Here is a 16,402-nt window from a genome sequence, read left to right on the forward strand (position 1 = left end):
ATCCTGTGGTCTTGATGGATGGCACTGATAATGACGTGCTGATGTGCCTGGCCGGTGCCTGATCTCACGACCCGAACCCTGGTGTGGCTGACCTACCGCCTGGGCGCCACGATTGCTCTTGGTCTTCCCTTGATCCTGTTGATCTGGGCTGGAGTTCGCCGTGATCCGGCCCTTGTGCGCCTGCTGAGCATCTACTGGAAGGTGGCCAGCCTTCTGGCCATCAGTGTGCTGTTACTCACCGATCAGCGGCCGATCGGCTACGTCACGGCCGTGCTGGCCCCCTTGCTGATGGCTGGATCGGTGTGGTTCTGGGTGGATCTCAACGAGGAACTGGCCGACAGTCCCCCGGGCCGGGCTCTGCCGATGACCGTGCGCATCTGGCGCTGGTCCCTCACGGTGTTTGCGGTTTTCGCCGTTGGCATGTCCGGGTCGGCGCTGGGTTGTGCCCGCGCACTCGAGGCCGCCGAGTGCAAGATCTGGCTCGAAGCTCCCAAGGGGCTGCACCGGGTTGCGGAACGCCTGTTTGATTTCGTGTTCGGCGGCCAGTGGACGGAAGCCGTTGCCGCCTTCATCGGCTATGTGGCTCTTGTGGCCTATGCCGTGGGCCTGTTGCAGTGGCTGCTGGTGCGCTTCCCGCGCCAGGGTCGGGTGGCCGGAGAGTTCTGATGCCGGTGGATGACGACTTGGTGCACGCCTTCGAGGAGCGCACCCGCCAACATCCCGACCGTGTGGTGCGCTTGCGGGGACAGGTTGATGATGAGCCCTTCGAGCTGTTGATTTTTCGCGGCTTCAGCAGCAGCACCACCCATCCCACCTCCTTTGATCCGGATGCCTCCGTCCTGCCCGACGGCACGCGCTTGGATCAAGTGGAAGTGCTGCAGGGCCCGTTGTCGCCAACGGGCGAGATCGTGTTGTCAGGTCCGATGGAGCCTGTTGCTCTGCTGGATGAGGAGCACTGGGTCAAAGCCTCCCAAGCACGCTGACGCAGCGGCCGCAGAGATGGGGATGATCGGCATGCTGGCCCACATCACTCTCGTAATGCCAACAGCGCTCGCATTTGCTGCCGCGGGCCCGGGCGACTTCGATGATCGCAACGTCGTCGTCCTGGTTGGCAAGCAGTTCCGCCCAGGGTTCACCGCCAATCTGCAACTGGGACACCAAAAGCCAATCGCGTAGGCCATCCACCTCGGGATGGCCATGGTTGTTGAGCCACTGCAGAGCGGATTGCAGGCTTGTGCTGTGGGCCTCAAGGCGAACCGATGCCTCCAGAGACGCGCCCAGCTCCTGACGGCTGCGGCAGTCTTCCAGCACCTTGTTCACGGATGCCCGCAGCTCGCGCAGTTGCTGCATCGGTTCGTTCAGGGACGCGTCGCGCCAACTGTCCGGCGCGGTCGGCCACCCGCGTTGGAAGACCGAGGCCTCGTTCACGGCGTAGGGAAGGTTTTGCCAGATGTCTTCGGCCATATGGCAGAGCACAGGCGCAATCAAGCCTGCCAGGCGTTCGATGATCAAGGCCATCACGGTTTGACAGCTGCGCCGGCGCTGGTCGGCGGGAGCGCTCACGTACAGCCGATCTTTGGCGATGTCGAGGTAGAAGTTGGAGAGGTCGGTGACGCAGAAGTTCTGCAGCAGTTGGAAGAAACGGAAAAACTCGTAGCTCTCGAAGGCCTCCGTGATCTCATCCATCACCTCGGCGGTGCGCTGCAGCATCCAGCGGTCCAGCAGCGGCAGGTCGGCCACGGCAATGGCGTCGGTTTCCGGGGTGAAGTCATGCAGGTTGCCGAGCAGGTATCGGCTGGTGTTGCGCACCTTGCGGTACACGTCTGCCAGTTGCCTGAGAATTCCGGCGCCAATCGGCACATCGGCGGAGTAATCCACGGAGCTCACCCAGAGCCGCAGCACATCGGCGCCGTAGGCAGGCTCCTGCTTCTGGTTGTTGCCCCCCTCGATGATCACCATCGGATCGACCACATTGCCGAGGGATTTGCTCATCTTGCGGCCTTTCTCATCGAGGGCGAAACCGTGGGTGAGCACCCGCTTGTAAGGCGCCTTGCCGTTGACGGCGACGGAGGTGAGCAGGGAACTCTGGAACCAACCGCGATGCTGGTCGGATCCCTCCAGGTAGAGGTCAGAGGGATAGTTGAGGGTCTCTCTCTGGCTTGTCACCGCGGCCCAGCTGGATCCGGAGTCAAACCACACATCCATGGTGTCGGTGCCTTTGCGCCATTGATCGGCCTGGTCGGCGTAGGCGGGCGGTAGCAGAGCCGCTTCGTCTTTCTCCCACCAAACATCGCCGCCGTGGGCGGCGATCAGCGTTTCGATGTGGGCCAGGGTGTCGGCGTTGAGCAGCACCTCGCCGTTGCTGCGGTGGTAAAAGACAGGGATCGGCACTCCCCAGGTGCGCTGGCGGGAGATGCACCAGTCCCCCCGCTCCTTCACCATCGCTTCGATCCGGTTACGGCCCGAGGCGGGGGTCCACTGCACTTGATCGATGGCCTCAAGAGCCTGCTTGCGAAAGCCCTCCACCGAGGCGAACCACTGTTCAGTGGCCCGGAAGATCGTGGGCTTTTTGGTGCGCCAGTCGTAGGGATAACGGTGGCCGTAGGCCTCCTGCTTGAGCAGTGCTCCTGCAGTCTCAAGGGCCTCGATGATCGCCGGGTTGGCATCTTTGAGCACGTTCAGGCCTGCAAAGGGGCCGGCTTCCGCGGTGAGGGTGCCGGCTTCATCCACAGGGCAAAGCACGGGCAGGCCGTGCTTCTGGCCGGTGTGGAAGTCGTCGACGCCGTGGCCTGGGGCGGTGTGCACAAGGCCTGTTCCGGATTCGGTGGTGATGTACTCGCCGCCGATCACCACTGGGCTGGTGCGATCCAGCAGCGGATGCCGGTAGGTGAGCCCGGCAAGCTGAGCCCCCTTCACCGTGGCGCGACGCTTGAGGGGGCGCTCCAGGGTTTTGGAGAGCGATTCGATCAGATCGGCTGCCACCACCAGCATTCGGCCGTTGCCATCGTCGACCAGGGCGTAGTCGAGCCGTTCGTTAACCGACACCGCCAGGTTGGCCGGAAGCGTCCAGGGAGTGGTGGTCCAGATCGCCACCTGCAGGGCATCGCCCAGGGGAGCCGCCTCAGTGGGCAGGTCGATGCCATCGCTCTGCAGGGCCTCCCGCAGGGGGGAGGGGACTTCCACCGCTGGAAACGCCACATACACGCTGGGGCTGGTGTGGCCGTCGGGATATTCCAGTTCGGCCTCGGCCAGGGCGGTGCGGGAACTGGGACTCCAGTGCACCGGCTTCAGGCCCCTGTAGATGTGCCCCTTGAGCACCATCTCGCCGAACACCTTGATCTGGGCGGCTTCGTACTCCTTCTGCAGCGTGAGATAAGGCTGCTCCCAATCGGCCCAGATGCCCCAGCGCTGGAAGCCCTTCATCTGGCCATCCACCTGCTTGCGGGCGTAAGCAGCAGCTTTCTTGCGCAGCTTGATCGGCGTCAGCGCCTGGCGCTGTTCCGGATCCATCGACTGCAGCACCTTGAGTTCGATCGGCAGGCCGTGGCAGTCCCAGCCCGGCACGTAGCGCACCTTGCGGCCCCGCAGTACTTGGTATTTGTTGATCACGTCCTTGAGCACCTTGTTCAGGGCATGGCCCATGTGCAGGGCACCGTTGGCGTAGGGAGGCCCGTCGTGGAGGGTGAACGTGGGGCCACTGTTTTGGAGCCCCAGCTGCCCATCAATGCCGTTCTCGCTCCAGAAGGTCTGCAGTTCCGGCTCCCGCTTCACCGCATTGGCACGCATGCCAAAGCCTGTTTGCAGCAGGTTGAGCGTGTCCTTGTAGGAGGGACGTCCCTCGGCGGCGTCGCGGGTCTCCTTGCTCACGTTGGGGCAGCTGCAACCGGAATTATCCGTCTTCGCTGGGTGGGGTTGCGGCTTCTGGATCAGGCGTTCTCGGTTCCGCTGCTTTTTGGGCAGGTGCTTCAGCTTTGGCTGCTTCAGCTTTGCCTGCTGCAGACTCCGGTTCGGGCCTGACCCAGCGCTTGCCTGTGCGGCTGCTGCCTTCAGGGCGGTCAGCGGCTGGCGCTTTGGGCTTGAGGCTGCCCAGGGCCTGGCCGGCATTGCTCAGCAACGTGCTCGATGTTGCGGTGAGCTGCTGCAGGCTGGTGGACCAGCGCTCACTGGATTTCAATCGCTGCTGCTCCTCGGGGCTCAGCTGCTGCCAGCGGGCCTGAGCCACTTCGCTTCCGAGGCGGCTGATCAGCAGCCCTGCGCAAACCACCGCCAGCATCGGTGCTCCCCGGAGGCGGTCGCTGCTGGTCACCAGCACAAGCCCCAGCAGCAGAACCACGGCACCCCACACTCCATCGCGCGGTCTGCTCAGTTCCGTGACCAGAAGCGGAAGCACCAGCACCGCCAGGCCCAACACCAGACAGAGATCTCCTGCAAGGGTGGCCAGCATCACGAGGTCCAGGGGATTTACCCATTCTGGGCTGCTGCCTAAAGTTGCAACCTTGCCCATCTGGCGGAATTGGTAGACGCGCTGGTTTTAGGTACCAGTGGCTTCGGTCGTGGGGGTTCAAGTCCCCCGGTGGGCATCCGTTTTCCTAATTTGGTAGCTCTTAGCAGTCGGCTGACGCTCCTTCGCTGAATGACCCAGGCTTTCGTACAACCTGAAATGCCTGTTGCGGAGGTTCGTTTGCGTTCTGTTCCCAAACAGTTTGTAGACCCTCCTGCGGCCTGGAATCCCACGGTGGGCTTGTTTCTGGGCGGTTATGCCCTGGCTGCGCTCACCATCTGGGGCTGGTTTTCAGCCGGTTGGCCGTTGCCGGTGATGTTGGTCACTGGCTTTCTGGCGTTGCACCTGGAAGGAACCGTGGTTCACGACGCTTGCCATAAATCGGCCCATCCCGTGCCTTGGGTGAATCAATTGATGGGGCATGGGTCGGCGTTGTTGCTGGGTTTCAGTTTTCCGGTTTTCACGCGGGTGCACCTCGAGCACCACGCCCATGTGAACGATCCGAAGAATGATCCCGACCACATCGTGAGCACCTTTGGCCCGCTGTGGTTGATCGCTCCGCGATTTTTCTATCACGAGGTTTTTTTCTTTCAGCGCAAGCTCTGGAAGCGCTGGGAGCTGATGCAGTGGGGCTTCGAGCGTGCCGTGTTCTTCACAATCGTTGCCGCTGCGGTCAGCTTTGATTTCCTGCCATTCATCTTCAACTGCTGGTTCGCGCCGGCCCTGATGGTGGGTGTCACCCTTGGGCTTTTCTTCGACTACCTGCCCCATCGCCCCTTCACGTCCAGGAATCGTTGGACGAACGCCCGGATCTACCCAGGCAGGCTGATGAACTGGCTGATCATGGGTCAGAACTATCACCTCGTGCACCATCTCTGGCCCTCAGTGCCCTGGTTTGAGTACAAGCCCGCCTACGAGGCCACCAAACCCCTCCTGGATGCCAAAGGTTCACCGCAACGGCTTGGAATTTTTGAAACCCGTGCGGATGGCGCCAATTTCCTCTACGACATTCTTGTGGGGGTGCGCAGTCACAAGCACCGCAGAGGGAAGATGCGCCGCGCTGCTCGCTTTATTCCTGGCCGCGCTTTGCAGCGCACTTGGTTGGGCTTTGTGGACCGCATCGCCATCAAAACCCAGCCACGCCGGCCTCACTCTCCCTGACTGATTCGGCCAGGTCTCATTCGGCCAGGATCTTCGGGACACGGAAGAAATCCCCTTCCCGAAGCGGGGCTTGATTCAGCAGATCGTCCCTCACTTCGGTCGCTTCGACGGTGTCCTCACGGGTGACGTTGACCACTTCCACAGCGCGGGTGGTTGCCGGCACTCCTTCGGTATTAACGGCCTGCAGCTGGTCGACATAATCCAGGATCCGCTCCAGCTGACCGGTGTAGGTGGCGATGGTGTCCTCAGGGAGATCGAGCCTGGCCAGATGGGCCACCTTGCGCACGTCGTCGGCCGTGATGTTGCTCATGCGGCGGTGAGGAAAGTGCTGAGATCCTCGCGCAACGCCTCCGCGGCTGTGTTCAGCAGCTCCTGACCATGCTCAGGCTTGGCCAGATAGGGATCGGATCCCATGCGGCCATCGGGGTGACGGCGGCGGAAGTCCTGCGGACCATGAATGGCCCCGCAGGGTGCGGCTTCGGGAAGGGGGCGCTGCTTCTCCTGCAGGCAGCGGTGCAGATGCAAGGTGACGGCGATTTCGCTGGGGGTGGCGTGTTGCCCTTCACGGTCTGCGTAGAGCTCCCTGGCGCGGCGCATCACCGGCCCGGCCATGAACCAGTTAGAGAGCTTGCAGCGCAGTCTGGGGGCCACCTCGAGGCCGCGGCTGGCAGCCGTGCCGTAGGCCTGGGCAAAGGCGGCTCTGGTGGTGGCGATGTTGCCTCCGTGCCCATTCACCACCAGGATCCGCTCGAATCCATGGGTGGCCAGAGAGAGCACAAGATCATGGAGCACCGCCAGGAGCGTGGCGGGTTGAAGGCTCATGGTGCCGGCAAAACCGAGGTGGTGCTCTGCCATGCCGAAGGCTTGCACCGGCGTGACCAGCACACCGCTGCGGCGTCCCAGTTCGAGAGCCACCGCTTCAGCGGTGAGCGCATCGGTGCCGATGGCACCGGTGGGCCCGTGCTGTTCGGTGGAACCCAGGGGGATGATCACGCCTTTGCAGCTCTGCAGGTACCGGTCCACGTCCGGCCAGCTCTGCAGGGCCAGGCGAATGGCATCGGTACTGTCCACCGGGCCGGGGAGCGATGGGGTCATGCCTTGCTGACAACTGCTGTTGATCCTGGCGCTCAGTGGGCGGTGCCGTTGCCGTCGTACTGATCGGTGTTGTAGTACCCACCCCTGGTGCCGAAGAAGAGGGTGGCGATCACGAACAGTCCACTGCCGAAGAGCAGAACCGTACCCAGGTTGAATCCGGAGAGGGCGGCGTCCATCTGATCACATTCGTTTGTCCAAGCCTGGCAGGGATGACTCTGTTGTCATGCCCTGCATGGTGGGATCGTGATCTCCGCCGATCTCACTGCCGGTGCGAGGCACGGCCAACCACTGGCGCAGCCAGCCGGTGATCCAGATGAAGGGCATGGTGTCGATCAGTGCGGCCATGGCCTTGAACAGATAGCCGCTGGCGATGAATGACACCAGCTGCGGAGCCACCGGTTCCCCGGGGCGAACGGGCAGCACGCCGGAGGCGTAGTGGCTGATCAGCACCACAGCGCTGGTGTCCACCAGTTGACTCACCAGGGTTGAGCCGTTGTTGCGCAGCCAGAGCGCCCGTCCGCCGCTGAACTGTTTCCAGAAATGGAAGAGGCGCACGTCCACGAACTGGGCTGTGAGATAGGCCGCCATGGAGGCCAGCACGGAGCCGAACGCCAGTCTCTGAATTTCGAAGAATGTGGAATCCGGAGCGCCTTCAACGCCGGGCAGCAAGCCGCCCAGCCAGAGAATCAGCACGACCCAGCCGTTGAGCAGCAGGCCAACCCACACCACCTGGCCGGCTCTTTTTTCACCCCACAACTCACTGATCAGATCCGTGCATAGGAAGGTGATCGGATACGGCAAGGCGCCAACGGCCACCACGATCGGCCACGACCCGATGTGCCCCAGTTCGAGGAAGCGGGTGAGTCCGAGGATGTTGAGCATCCCCAGAGTGCCGAGGAACAACCCCGCCAGAGTTAAAAAGACAAAGTCGCGGCGTGCCTGGATTGAGGCGTCCATCGCTGCGAGCATGGGGATTGATTGCAGCCTGGCGGCAGTTTGCATCCCTGTCACCACTTCAGCAGGCTTGAATCGATGCGTGGGAAGCATGGCCATTGCTTTATCTGAGTTCTCTTCCCTCTCTCACACCTTCTTCTGTCGCCCTGCCGAGGTGGTTGCCCCTGAGTTGATTGGCTGCCTGCTGGTGAAACGCCAAGAGACTGGTGAGTTGCTTTGGGGCGTGATTGTGGAAACGGAGGCGTATTCCCAGGAGGAGCCCGCCTGCCACGGCTATCGGCGCAGGAGCCCTCAAAACGAAACCCTGTTTGGCGAGCCTGGGCGGTTTTATGTGTATGTGAGTTATGGCATCCACCACTGCGTGAATGTGGTCACCGATCGGGCTGGCTGGGCCAACGGTGTGTTGCTTAGGGCCGTGGCGCTGCCTGGTGAACCTGAGCGTGTGGCGGCGGGGCCTGGGCTGCTGGCCCGTCGCTTCGGGATCGACCGGCAGATGGATGGTTGCTCTGCCTGCAAAGGGAAGGATCTCTGGATTGCCCCGCGTCTTTCAAATCTGCTTGAGCCAGTGCTGTTCACCACCACCCGCATCGGGATTGCCAGAGGCCAGGAGCTGCCATGGCGCTGGTATCTCCAGGCGAGCCGCAGCGTGAGCAAACGGGCCAAGGGAGACCGCAAGCCGCTGCTGGAGGCTGCATACCAGCCCAGTGCCGCCTGGGCGAATGGATCACCTCCCTCTAAACTTCAGCAGAGTGAGCGGACGCCCAGTTGAGCGCGTGGACCCACCGCCACATCCTCGATCTCTCCACCTTCTCCAGGGAGGATTACGCGGCCGTTCTGGAGCTGGCCCATCGGTTCAGCGCGATGCCGGTCACTGGCGCGCGGCGGCTGCCGGCGCTCCAGGGGCGGCTGGTGGCCACCCTCTTCTTTGAACCCAGCACCCGCACCCGCAGCAGCTTTGAGCTGGCAGCCAAGCGGTTGTCTGCCGACGTCTCCAGTTTCTCGCCCTCAAGCAGTTCGCTCAGTAAGGGAGAGTCCCTTCTCGATACGGCACGCACCTATGTCGCCATGGGCGCGGATGTGCTGGTGGTGCGCCACCGCTGCACTGGCGTGCCTAGGCAGTTGGCCGAAGCCCTCGAAGGCACGGGCGAGCGCACCGTTGTGCTCAACGGGGGGGATGGCCTGCACAGCCATCCAAGCCAGGGGCTGCTTGATCTCTACACCTTGGCGCAGCATTTCGATCCCAGTCATCCGCTGCCGGAAGCCCTGCGCGGACGCCGCATCGTGATCGTGGGAGATGTGCTGCATTCCCGGGTGGCGCGCTCCAATCTCTGGGCCCTCACCGCCTGCGGCGCGGATGTGATTCTCTGCGGCCCGCCAAGTTTGGTGCCTGACGCCTTTGCGCAGTTCGTTGCGCAGCCGCCACCTGGCCAATCCTCAGACCCTGTTGCCAACCGGGGAGCGTTGACGGTTGTGCGCAATCTTGATGATGCGCTTGCCGGAGCCGATGCGGTGATGACCCTGCGTCTGCAGAAGGAGCGCATGCGCCAGCACATGCTCACCAGCCTGGATCGCTATCACCGCGATTTCGGGCTCAGCCATGAGCGGCTGCAGGCCTGCCCGGTTGCGATCCCTGTGCTCCACCCAGGCCCAGTGAACCGGGGTGTGGAGATGAGCGGTGCCCTTCTCGATGATCTGAGCGCCAATCGTGTGGAGGATCAGGTGCGCAACGGCATCCCGATCCGCATGGCGCTGCTTTACTTGATGGCGGCTGCGGAGTCACCGCTTTCGCTCTGAGTGGGGAGACCGGACACCTGGTTGGAGTAGTAATCCATCGCGGCCCGTAATGCAGCACCGGGTTCGGCGATCGAAGGGCCCGATCCAGACTGCATTGGGAATGCAGCATCCGGGGCGTCCAGTCCCATGTGCTGACTGGGCATCCCCGTGAGCAGCATCGATGCTCTCGACTGCGACACCACCGCAAAGATCCATTTGATCAACAGGCTGTAACGGTTTTCTCGATCGGGCATGAAGGCGAGGTGCGCGGCAGCCCAGAGCAGCCAGCCGATGCCCCCTTTGAACTTGAAACCGCGTAGATCGGCGACCGCGTCCACCCGGTCGAGCACAGCCATGCTGCCGAAGTCGAACCAGCTGAACGTTGGACGTGATTGTCCACTCTCCATGGCGGCGATGTCTTTGCCAACGAAGCCGCCGGCCTGGGTGGCGGGTCCCGCCATTCCAGGCAGGGGATTGCCGTCCCGGGTGTGCTTGTAGGAGCAGAGGTCGCCAACCACGCGAATTTCCGGGTGCCCTTGCACCGAGAAGTCCGGTTCCACGATCACCCGTCCGCGCCGGTCGGTTTCGCAGCCGATGGCGTCGGCCAATTTCTTCCCGAGATGGGAGGGGCGCACACCGGCTGTCCAGATCACAGTGGCGGCCTGAAGGCGTTGGTCTCCATCGGGTGTGCCCACGGTCACCTCGCCGGGCTGCATCGTCTGCACCCGACCCTTGAAGAGCATTTCCACGCCAAGGGCCTCAAGGGTTTCCTGGGCAGCTTGAGACAGCGCTTCCGGCATCGCCCTCAGCACACGGTCGCCCGGATCCACCAGGATGATGCGAGTGTCAGCCGGATTGAGCTGGCGGAACTCACGGCGCATGGCATTGCGCATCAGTTCCGAGGTGGCGCCTGCCATTTCGCAGCCCGTGGGGCCGCCGCCCACGATCACAACGGTTTGCAGGAAACGACGCGCTTCTGGGTCAGGGGTCTGTTCCGCCTGCTCCATCGCCATCAGCAGCCGCCGGCGGATTTCTTCAGCGTGCTCGAGGATCTTCATCGGTGGCGCGAAGGTGCGCCAGTTTTCATGGCCGAAGAACGTGCTGCCTGAACCGGTGGCAAGAACGAGATAGTCGTAGCCGTAGGCCTTGCCGTTGAAAACGATCTGCTTGCCTTCAGGGTTGATCTGGGTCACTTCACCCAACAGCACCTGCACGTTGCGCTGCCGTCCAACCAGCTGCCGCAGGGGCGTTGCCACATCCCCGCGGGAGACCAGCCCGGTGGCCACCTGGTACAGAAGCGGCTGAAACAGATTGAAGTTGCGTTTGTCGATCAAGCTGATGCGAACGTCGGCATTGGCGAGGGCCTTGCAGGCTCTGACGCCGGCGAAGCCGCCGCCAACAATCACCACGTGGGGGGCGTGGCGCAGGCGTTCTTCAGGGGGCTCTAGCTCGAGGTAGAAACGCTCACCAGCCATGGCCAGAACTTCAGCAGATCTGTCCGTAGGGTATGGATTGAAATTGATTTTGTCCGTGCTCTGTGGCGCACACCAGGGCATCAGAGCAGCTTGAATCCCTCGAGCAGAAGCCCATAGAGAAGACCGATCCGGACCATGTCGAGAAGCTGCCTTCCCAGATGGGTCTGGTGGTCCCGAGCCCAATGACGCCTCACCCGCACCATCACCTCCAGCACGCCCACGGTGAGCATCGATGCCAGCGGATCCATCAAATTCAAAGATCCGGAAATCGCGGCGATTCCGTTGCCCAGCATGAAACTTCCCGTCAAGGCGATCAGGAGCAGGGAGATGCGACGCCAGGGATTAGTCGCCCAATGATCGAGACGGGTCGAGGCCTCACCAAGGCTGCGTTGAAGCCTGGTTGACTGAAGACGGGCGGTCATGAAAGGAGCCGCTCAGAGAAGAGGCAGGGAGGTGCACTGGTGATCCCCATCACCCGACCCAGGCCCTGCCGCCCTTTGTATACACCATTCATGGTGCTTTTGCCTTTATCAAGCGCTACATCTTGGTCTTCCAAGAGAAAAGCCCAGGCTCAGCCTGGGCCGGATGATGGGGTCTGGCGAAGGAAAGCTTGAACTGCACCACTTGGCAAGTGGCGCAGTTGAAATCAGTCGGATTCAGCCTTGGCCTTGCGAGAGCTCTTGCCCTCGAGAAGTTCGAGCAGGGCTTCCATCTGTGCCATCACGCCACGAACCTCGCCGGCTTCCGGGAGAAGGCCGTCTTCCATGACGCCCTGGTGCATTTCCCGCAGTTCCTGGCGGATATAGCGCAGGTGACTCACAACCTGTTCTCGTTTTGACTGAGACATCAACCAAGGGCTTTTCAGCTTCTCTTTTACCGCATGGCCTGCAAAGGCCGACAGTCTGCTCCGGATCAGCGGCGTGCCAGGCCGCCCGCCACAAGGATCAGGATGTAGGTGGGCAATGCCGAGGGCCGCACGGGAATCGATGCCAGAACGGTGCATCCCAACAGCGTCATCAGCAGCGGTCGCATGCTTCTGCGGGTGATGCCAAAAGAGGTCATGGCGAGCGACGAGAGAACTTGGCGCGAGCCTCTTTGTAAAAAGCCTCGTCAATCAGTTGCTGTTTGTGGTCTGTTGCTAACGCTTCGATTTTGCGGCGCACAGCGGGACGAACAAAAAATGGAACTTCGCGAAGCGCCTGTTCAGCCTCGGACGTCCACTTCATCACGCCCATCTCTGTGTCTGCACGTTTGTGTCTGCACGTCTATGTGTACATGGAGGATAGGGGATTCGAACCCCTGACCTCTGCGGTGCGATCGCAGCGCTCTACCAGCTGAGCTAACCCCCCGTGCTTGAAACCTAGCGTCTGTCTTTCGTGCAAGACGCCAGGCACAATGACGGAAGCGTCCACGCTCTGCATGCCGATCACGCCGGAGCGTCTGGCTTCCTTCGATGAAGCGTCGGTGGCCTCCCTGGCCCGTCGCCTGGAAGACGACGACTATCCGACCCCGTTTGCGGGCCTCAGCGACTGGCACCTGTTGCGTGCTCTTGCGATTCACCGTCCTGAGCTCACCCGCCCCTACGTCCACCTGATCGATCAGGAACCCTTCGACGAGGACTGATCCATGGCTGGGCTCCTGCAAGGACGGCGGGTGATTGTTGCGGCCTGCGGAAGCATCGCCGCTGTGAAGACTCCACTGCTGGTGAGTGCGCTTGTCAAGGAGGGAGCTCAGGTCCGCTGCGTGGTCACCAGCAGTGGTTCTCAACTTGTGAGTCCTGTTGCACTCGCGTGTCTCAGTCGCAATGCCTGCCTTCAGGACGCCGATCAATGGGATTCGTCATGCCCGCGGCCCCTGCACATCGAGCTAGCGGAATGGGCCGACCTGGTGATTGTTGCGCCCCTCAGCGCCAGCTCTCTGGCGCGCTGGGTGCATGGTGATGGCGAGGGACTGCTGGCCAGTCTGCTGTTGGCCTGCGAGTGCCCGGTGCTGGCCGCAAGCGCCATGAACACCGCCATGTGGCAACACCCGGCGGTTCAGCGCAACTGGAGCACGCTCCACGACGATCCTCGGGTGCTGCCCCTGGCTCCGCAGGCCGGACTGCTGGCGTGTGACCGCGTCGGCACCGGCCGGATGGCAGCTCCGGAGTGCATCGTGCTGGCTGCCGCCAGCATGCTTCTACAGGCTGACAACGAGGGGAAGCTGCGTTCCGATTGGCGCGGCAAGCATGTGCTGATCAGCGCTGGCCCCACCCAGGAACCGTTGGATTCAGTGCGTCTGATCAGCAACCGCAGCAGCGGGCGTATGGGCGTTCTGCTTGCCCAAGCGGCCCGCTTCCGCGGTGCGGACGTGGATCTGGTGCATGGTCCGCTGACTGTTCCAGAGGCCTGGCTGGAGGGTTTGTACTGTCTGCCGGCGTTCAGTAGCGCCGCCATGGAGGTCTGCCTGTTGGAGCGTCAACCCCGCGCTGATGCCGTGCTGATGTGCGCAGCCGTTGCGGATGTGCGGCGCGAGCGCTTGGACAACTCCTCCAAGCTTCCCAAGGGCGAGCTCATGGAGACGATCGCTCAGGGCTGGGAGCAGGTGCCGGATCTGCTGCAGTTGCTGGGGTCACGACGTCCCTCCCGGCAACGCCTGCTGGGTTTCGCTGCCTTGGCAGGAGACGATGAAACCCTCCTCCAGCGCGGTCGTGAGAAGTTCAAGGCCAAAGGGTGTGACCTGTTGATGGTCAATCCGATTGATCGCCCTGATCAGGGCCTTGACAGCGACCTGAACGGTGGATGGCTTCTCGGGCCAGGTGACCGACAGGAGGCCATTCCCGCTATGCACAAGCTCGCTCTGGCGCACGACCTGCTGGATCGGCTCAGCCAGCTTGGCGATTAGGCCGCCATGTCGGCAGGTCCCTGATCGAGAAGGGCGATGAAGGTTTTCAGTTGCAGCCGAGGGATGTAGGGCCAGCCGCCGCTGCGTTCCAGGGTCTGAAGAAAGCCGAACAACTGCTGGCGGTCTTCCGGAAGGCTGTTGCGAAATGCTCCCTCTTGAACGTCGCGGTGAAGGGCCTCGAGTTCTCTGAGGAAGAGCAGGAGTGCTTCGGGGTCTTCGCGGTGGTTGTCGGCGAGCGCACGAAGCTGCTCCAGCAGGGGTTGAAGCTGAGCCTGAATCATGGAGTCACCGTTGCTCTGCACGCCGATCGCTTCACGTTGTTGAGAGGTTGCGAACCTAGCTGGAGTGGCCGATCAACTTCTGTAGGATCCGCCTCATCGGTGGACATTGTCACCACCCGGCCACTCGGCAACTCTCCCATGCGCTTCCGTCCTTTGCTGGCCCTCGTGCTGGCTTTCTGTCTCACGGTTGTGACCGCCTGCAGCGGCGGTGCTCAAGCCGTTGATCGCTCCAATGTCACCTACGACGACATCCGCAATACGGGTAAGGCCAACGACTGCCCAACCCTTTCAGACTCGGCCCGAGGCTCCATAGCGCTGACTGCGGGTGATGCCTACGAGCTCAGGGGGATCTGCATGCATCCCACGCAGGTGTTCATCAAAGGTGAGCCTGCCAACAAGCGCCAGGAAGCCCAGTTTGTTGAAGGCAAAATTCTCACCCGCTACACCTCCAGCCTTGATGAGGTTTACGGCACGCTCACCGTGGGTGAGGACAGCATCAGTTTCAAGGAAGAGGGTGGAATTGATTTCCAGCCGATCACAGTGCTGATCCCCGGTGGCGAGGAGTTCCCCTTCACGTTCTCCAGCAAGAATCTCGATGCTGTGGCCAATGGTGCCGCCATCACAACCAGCACTGATTTCGAAGGCACCTACCGCACCCCCAGCTACCGCACCAGCAACTTCATTGACCCCAAAGGCCGCGCTCTCACCACGGGTGTCGACTACCCCCAGGGCCTGATCGGCCTCGGTGGCGATTACAAGGAGCTGGAGTCGGAGAACGTCAAGCGCTACATCGACGGTCAGGGCGTGATGAGTCTGTCCATCACCAAGGTTGATCCTGAAACCGGAGAATTCGCTGGCGTGTTCTCAGCCATACAGCCTTCGGATTCCGATATGGGTGGCCGTGAAATCGTTGATGTGAAGATCAACGGCGAGCTCTACGGACGGCTCGAGGAGGCTTGATCGCCGAGGCTCTCGTGCAAAAACTCAGAGAAAGGGGGGCCTGATGCTCCCCTTTTTTGTGATCTGGGAGAATCGCGTCGTCTCACGATCGAGCGAAGGCCCGTCATGACCGCCAGCACCACCTCCACGCAGCCCTCAGACGTGATTGCCCCCTACGGAGGGACTCTGGTGGATCTGATGGTGCCGGAAGCCGATCGGGCTTCTGTGAAAGCCTCGGCAACAACGTGTCTTGAATGCTCTGACCGCAATGCCTGCGATGTGGAGCTTCTCATCGTTGGCGGCTTTTCACCTGAGCGCGGATTTATGCATCAGGCGGACTATGCCGCCGTGGTGGAAGGCCATCGCACCACGTCTGGGCATTTGTTCGGACTCCCAATCGTGATGGATACCGACAGGGAGGATGTGAGCGTCGGAGACAAGGTTCTGCTCACCTACAAGGGCCAGGAGCTGGCTGTTCTCACGGTGGAGGACAAGTGGGAGCCCGACAAGGTGGTTGAAGCCAAGGGCTGCTACGGCACCACATCCCTTGAGCACCCTGCGGTGCGCATGATCGCGACCGAACGCCGTCGTTTTTACCTCGGTGGCTTGATCGAGGGCCTTGAGCTTCCGAAGCGGGTGTTTCCCTGCAAAACCCCTGCGGAAGTGCGTGCCGGGTTGCCTGCTGGTGAGGATGTTGTCGCCTTCCAATGCCGTAATCCCATTCACCGTGCCCACTACGAACTTTTCACCCGTGCTCTCCATGCGCAGAACGTGAGCGAGAACGCCGTGGTGTTGGTGCATCCCACCTGCGGGCCCACCCAACAGGACGACATTCCTGGTGCGGTGCGCTTTCAGACCTATGAACGTCTCGCCGCTGAGGTGGATAACCCGCGCATTCGCTGGGCCTATCTCCCCTATGCCATGCACATGGCCGGGCCCCGCGAAGCCTTGCAGCACATGATCATCCGCCGCAATTACGGCTGTACCCACTTCATCATCGGCCGCGATATGGCTGGCTGTAAGTCGTCCCTCACGGGCGAGGATTTTTACGGCCCTTACGACGCTCAGAATTTCGCCAAGGAATGTGCGCCTGAGCTCACGATGGAGACCGTGCCTTCGCTCAATCTCGTCTACACCGAAGAAGAGGGCTACGTGACGGCCGAACATGCCGAAGCACGTGGCCTGCACGTGAAGAAACTCAGTGGTACGCAGTTCCGCAAGATGCTGCGCAGTGGCGAGGAGATTCCGGAATGGTTCGCATTCCGTAGCGTGGTCGAAGTGCTTCGAGCCTCCTGACCTCTCAGGATCCCATTAACATTCCTTCACCCCAGGCAAAAAAC

Annotated in this window: 21 protein-coding genes and 2 tRNA genes; 10 read left to right on the forward strand and 13 right to left on the reverse strand. The window is 61.9% G+C overall.

The features are described 5' to 3' along the window. The first annotated feature begins 54 nt into the window (after positions 1-54). The gene (locus SynMEDNS5_RS01600) at positions 55-666 is read left to right on the forward strand and encodes a DUF3177 family protein (protein WP_186584010.1); all 612 of its coding nucleotides are present in this window, start codon (positions 55-57) and stop codon (positions 664-666) included. Further along, positions 666-983 carry a hypothetical protein gene (locus SynMEDNS5_RS01605; protein ID WP_186584011.1) on the forward strand — a complete coding sequence of 106 codons (318 nt, stop codon included), beginning with the start codon at positions 666-668 and terminating at the stop codon, positions 981-983. Before SynMEDNS5_RS01600 ends, SynMEDNS5_RS01605 begins: the two co-directional genes overlap by 1 nt. On the opposite strand, the gene ileS is transcribed toward SynMEDNS5_RS01605, so the two are convergent. Next, positions 961-3,867, reverse strand: coding sequence for an isoleucine--tRNA ligase (gene ileS / locus SynMEDNS5_RS01610; RefSeq protein ID WP_186584012.1), 2,907 nt, complete (start codon positions 3,865-3,867; stop codon positions 961-963). The genes SynMEDNS5_RS01605 and ileS overlap by 23 nt on opposite strands. Before the next feature lie 22 nt (positions 3,868-3,889). Beyond that, a complete protein-coding gene (locus SynMEDNS5_RS01615) occupies positions 3,890-4,444 on the reverse strand; it encodes a Ycf66 family protein (RefSeq protein ID WP_186584013.1) in 555 nt (184 codons plus the stop codon). Between the two features lie 54 nt (positions 4,445-4,498). Between SynMEDNS5_RS01615 and SynMEDNS5_RS01620 the strand changes: the two genes are divergently transcribed. Beyond that, positions 4,499-4,580: transfer RNA gene (locus SynMEDNS5_RS01620), tRNA-Leu, on the forward strand. A 53-nt stretch (positions 4,581-4,633) separates the two neighbouring features. Then, positions 4,634-5,662: a beta-carotene hydroxylase gene (gene crtR / locus SynMEDNS5_RS01625; RefSeq protein WP_186584014.1), complete on the forward strand. Its 1,029-nt coding sequence runs from the start codon at positions 4,634-4,636 to the stop codon at positions 5,660-5,662. Between the two features lie 16 nt (positions 5,663-5,678). Here crtR and gatC read toward each other — a convergent pair whose 3' ends face one another. From gatC to SynMEDNS5_RS01645, 4 genes are read right to left on the reverse strand one after another with little or no spacing between them, the layout of a single operon-like run. Continuing rightward, positions 5,679-5,972 (reverse strand): Asp-tRNA(Asn)/Glu-tRNA(Gln) amidotransferase subunit GatC, encoded by a 294-nt coding sequence (gatC, locus tag SynMEDNS5_RS01630; protein WP_186584015.1) that lies wholly within the window; start codon positions 5,970-5,972, stop codon positions 5,679-5,681. Further along, positions 5,969-6,757, reverse strand: coding sequence for a creatininase family protein (locus SynMEDNS5_RS01635; protein ID WP_186584016.1), 789 nt, complete (start codon positions 6,755-6,757; stop codon positions 5,969-5,971). The genes gatC and SynMEDNS5_RS01635 overlap by 4 nt, the downstream gene beginning before the upstream one ends. 32 nt (positions 6,758-6,789) lie before the next feature. After that, entirely contained in the window at positions 6,790-6,933 is a 144-nt protein-coding gene (locus SynMEDNS5_RS01640) for a hypothetical protein (RefSeq protein WP_186584017.1), read from the reverse strand. Between the two features lie 4 nt (positions 6,934-6,937). Further along, the gene (locus SynMEDNS5_RS01645; RefSeq protein ID WP_186585780.1) at positions 6,938-7,726 is read right to left on the reverse strand and encodes a queuosine precursor transporter; all 789 of its coding nucleotides are present in this window, start codon (positions 7,724-7,726) and stop codon (positions 6,938-6,940) included. A gap of 76 nt (positions 7,727-7,802) precedes the next feature. On the opposite strand from SynMEDNS5_RS01645, the gene SynMEDNS5_RS01650 reads away from it, so the two are divergent. Together SynMEDNS5_RS01650 and SynMEDNS5_RS01655 are read left to right on the forward strand one after the other, a co-directional pair. Further along, the gene (locus tag SynMEDNS5_RS01650) at positions 7,803-8,480 is read left to right on the forward strand and encodes a DNA-3-methyladenine glycosylase (protein WP_186584018.1); all 678 of its coding nucleotides are present in this window, start codon (positions 7,803-7,805) and stop codon (positions 8,478-8,480) included. After that, positions 8,477-9,505: an aspartate carbamoyltransferase catalytic subunit gene (locus tag SynMEDNS5_RS01655; protein WP_186584019.1), complete on the forward strand. Its 1,029-nt coding sequence runs from the start codon at positions 8,477-8,479 to the stop codon at positions 9,503-9,505. Before SynMEDNS5_RS01650 ends, SynMEDNS5_RS01655 begins: the two co-directional genes overlap by 4 nt. Here the strand turns inward: SynMEDNS5_RS01655 and SynMEDNS5_RS01660 are convergent. From SynMEDNS5_RS01660 to SynMEDNS5_RS01685, 6 genes are all read right to left on the reverse strand, one after another. Then, positions 9,466-10,959 (reverse strand): NAD(P)/FAD-dependent oxidoreductase, encoded by a 1,494-nt coding sequence (locus tag SynMEDNS5_RS01660; RefSeq protein WP_186584020.1) that lies wholly within the window; start codon positions 10,957-10,959, stop codon positions 9,466-9,468. The two genes, SynMEDNS5_RS01655 and SynMEDNS5_RS01660, sit on opposite strands and share 40 nt — an antisense overlap. A gap of 80 nt (positions 10,960-11,039) precedes the next feature. Then, positions 11,040-11,381 carry a DUF565 domain-containing protein gene (locus SynMEDNS5_RS01665; RefSeq protein WP_186584021.1) on the reverse strand — a complete coding sequence of 114 codons (342 nt, stop codon included), beginning with the start codon at positions 11,379-11,381 and terminating at the stop codon, positions 11,040-11,042. 224 nt (positions 11,382-11,605) lie between these two features. Beyond that, on the reverse strand, positions 11,606-11,806 hold the full coding sequence (locus SynMEDNS5_RS01670) for a hypothetical protein (protein WP_006042295.1): 201 nt from the start codon (positions 11,804-11,806) through the stop codon (positions 11,606-11,608). Positions 11,807-11,871: 65 nt separating this feature from the next. Continuing rightward, positions 11,872-12,021: a hypothetical protein gene (locus tag SynMEDNS5_RS01675; RefSeq protein ID WP_186584022.1), complete on the reverse strand. Its 150-nt coding sequence runs from the start codon at positions 12,019-12,021 to the stop codon at positions 11,872-11,874. Then, positions 12,018-12,185 carry a PCP reductase family protein gene (locus SynMEDNS5_RS01680; protein WP_186585781.1) on the reverse strand — a complete coding sequence of 56 codons (168 nt, stop codon included), beginning with the start codon at positions 12,183-12,185 and terminating at the stop codon, positions 12,018-12,020. Before SynMEDNS5_RS01680 ends, SynMEDNS5_RS01675 begins: the two co-directional genes overlap by 4 nt. Positions 12,186-12,235: 50 nt before the next feature. Continuing rightward, positions 12,236-12,308 (reverse strand) — tRNA-Ala (locus SynMEDNS5_RS01685). A 46-nt stretch (positions 12,309-12,354) separates the two neighbouring features. Between SynMEDNS5_RS01685 and SynMEDNS5_RS01690 the strand changes: the two genes are divergently transcribed. Together SynMEDNS5_RS01690 and coaBC are read left to right on the forward strand one after the other, a co-directional pair. Beyond that, the gene (locus SynMEDNS5_RS01690) at positions 12,355-12,582 is read left to right on the forward strand and encodes a DUF2555 domain-containing protein (protein ID WP_186584023.1); all 228 of its coding nucleotides are present in this window, start codon (positions 12,355-12,357) and stop codon (positions 12,580-12,582) included. A 3-nt stretch (positions 12,583-12,585) separates the two neighbouring features. Continuing rightward, positions 12,586-13,842 (forward strand): bifunctional phosphopantothenoylcysteine decarboxylase/phosphopantothenate--cysteine ligase CoaBC, encoded by a 1,257-nt coding sequence (gene coaBC, locus SynMEDNS5_RS01695; protein ID WP_186584024.1) that lies wholly within the window; start codon positions 12,586-12,588, stop codon positions 13,840-13,842. Here coaBC and SynMEDNS5_RS01700 read toward each other — a convergent pair. After that, the gene (locus tag SynMEDNS5_RS01700) at positions 13,839-14,123 is read right to left on the reverse strand and encodes a hypothetical protein (RefSeq protein WP_255440237.1); all 285 of its coding nucleotides are present in this window, start codon (positions 14,121-14,123) and stop codon (positions 13,839-13,841) included. The two genes, coaBC and SynMEDNS5_RS01700, sit on opposite strands and share 4 nt — an antisense overlap. Positions 14,124-14,261: 138 nt before the next feature. Between SynMEDNS5_RS01700 and psbO the strand changes: the two genes are divergently transcribed. Together psbO and sat are read left to right on the forward strand one after the other, a co-directional pair. Then, entirely contained in the window at positions 14,262-15,083 is an 822-nt protein-coding gene (gene psbO, locus SynMEDNS5_RS01705; protein WP_186584026.1) for a photosystem II manganese-stabilizing polypeptide, read from the forward strand. Positions 15,084-15,188: 105 nt separating this feature from the next. Further along, the gene (sat, locus tag SynMEDNS5_RS01710) at positions 15,189-16,358 is read left to right on the forward strand and encodes a sulfate adenylyltransferase (RefSeq protein WP_186584027.1); all 1,170 of its coding nucleotides are present in this window, start codon (positions 15,189-15,191) and stop codon (positions 16,356-16,358) included. Positions 16,359-16,402: the final 44 nt, after the last annotated feature.

This window comes from Synechococcus sp. MEDNS5, assembly GCF_014279875.1.
GTDB lineage: Bacteria > Cyanobacteriota > Cyanobacteriia > PCC-6307 > Cyanobiaceae > Synechococcus_C.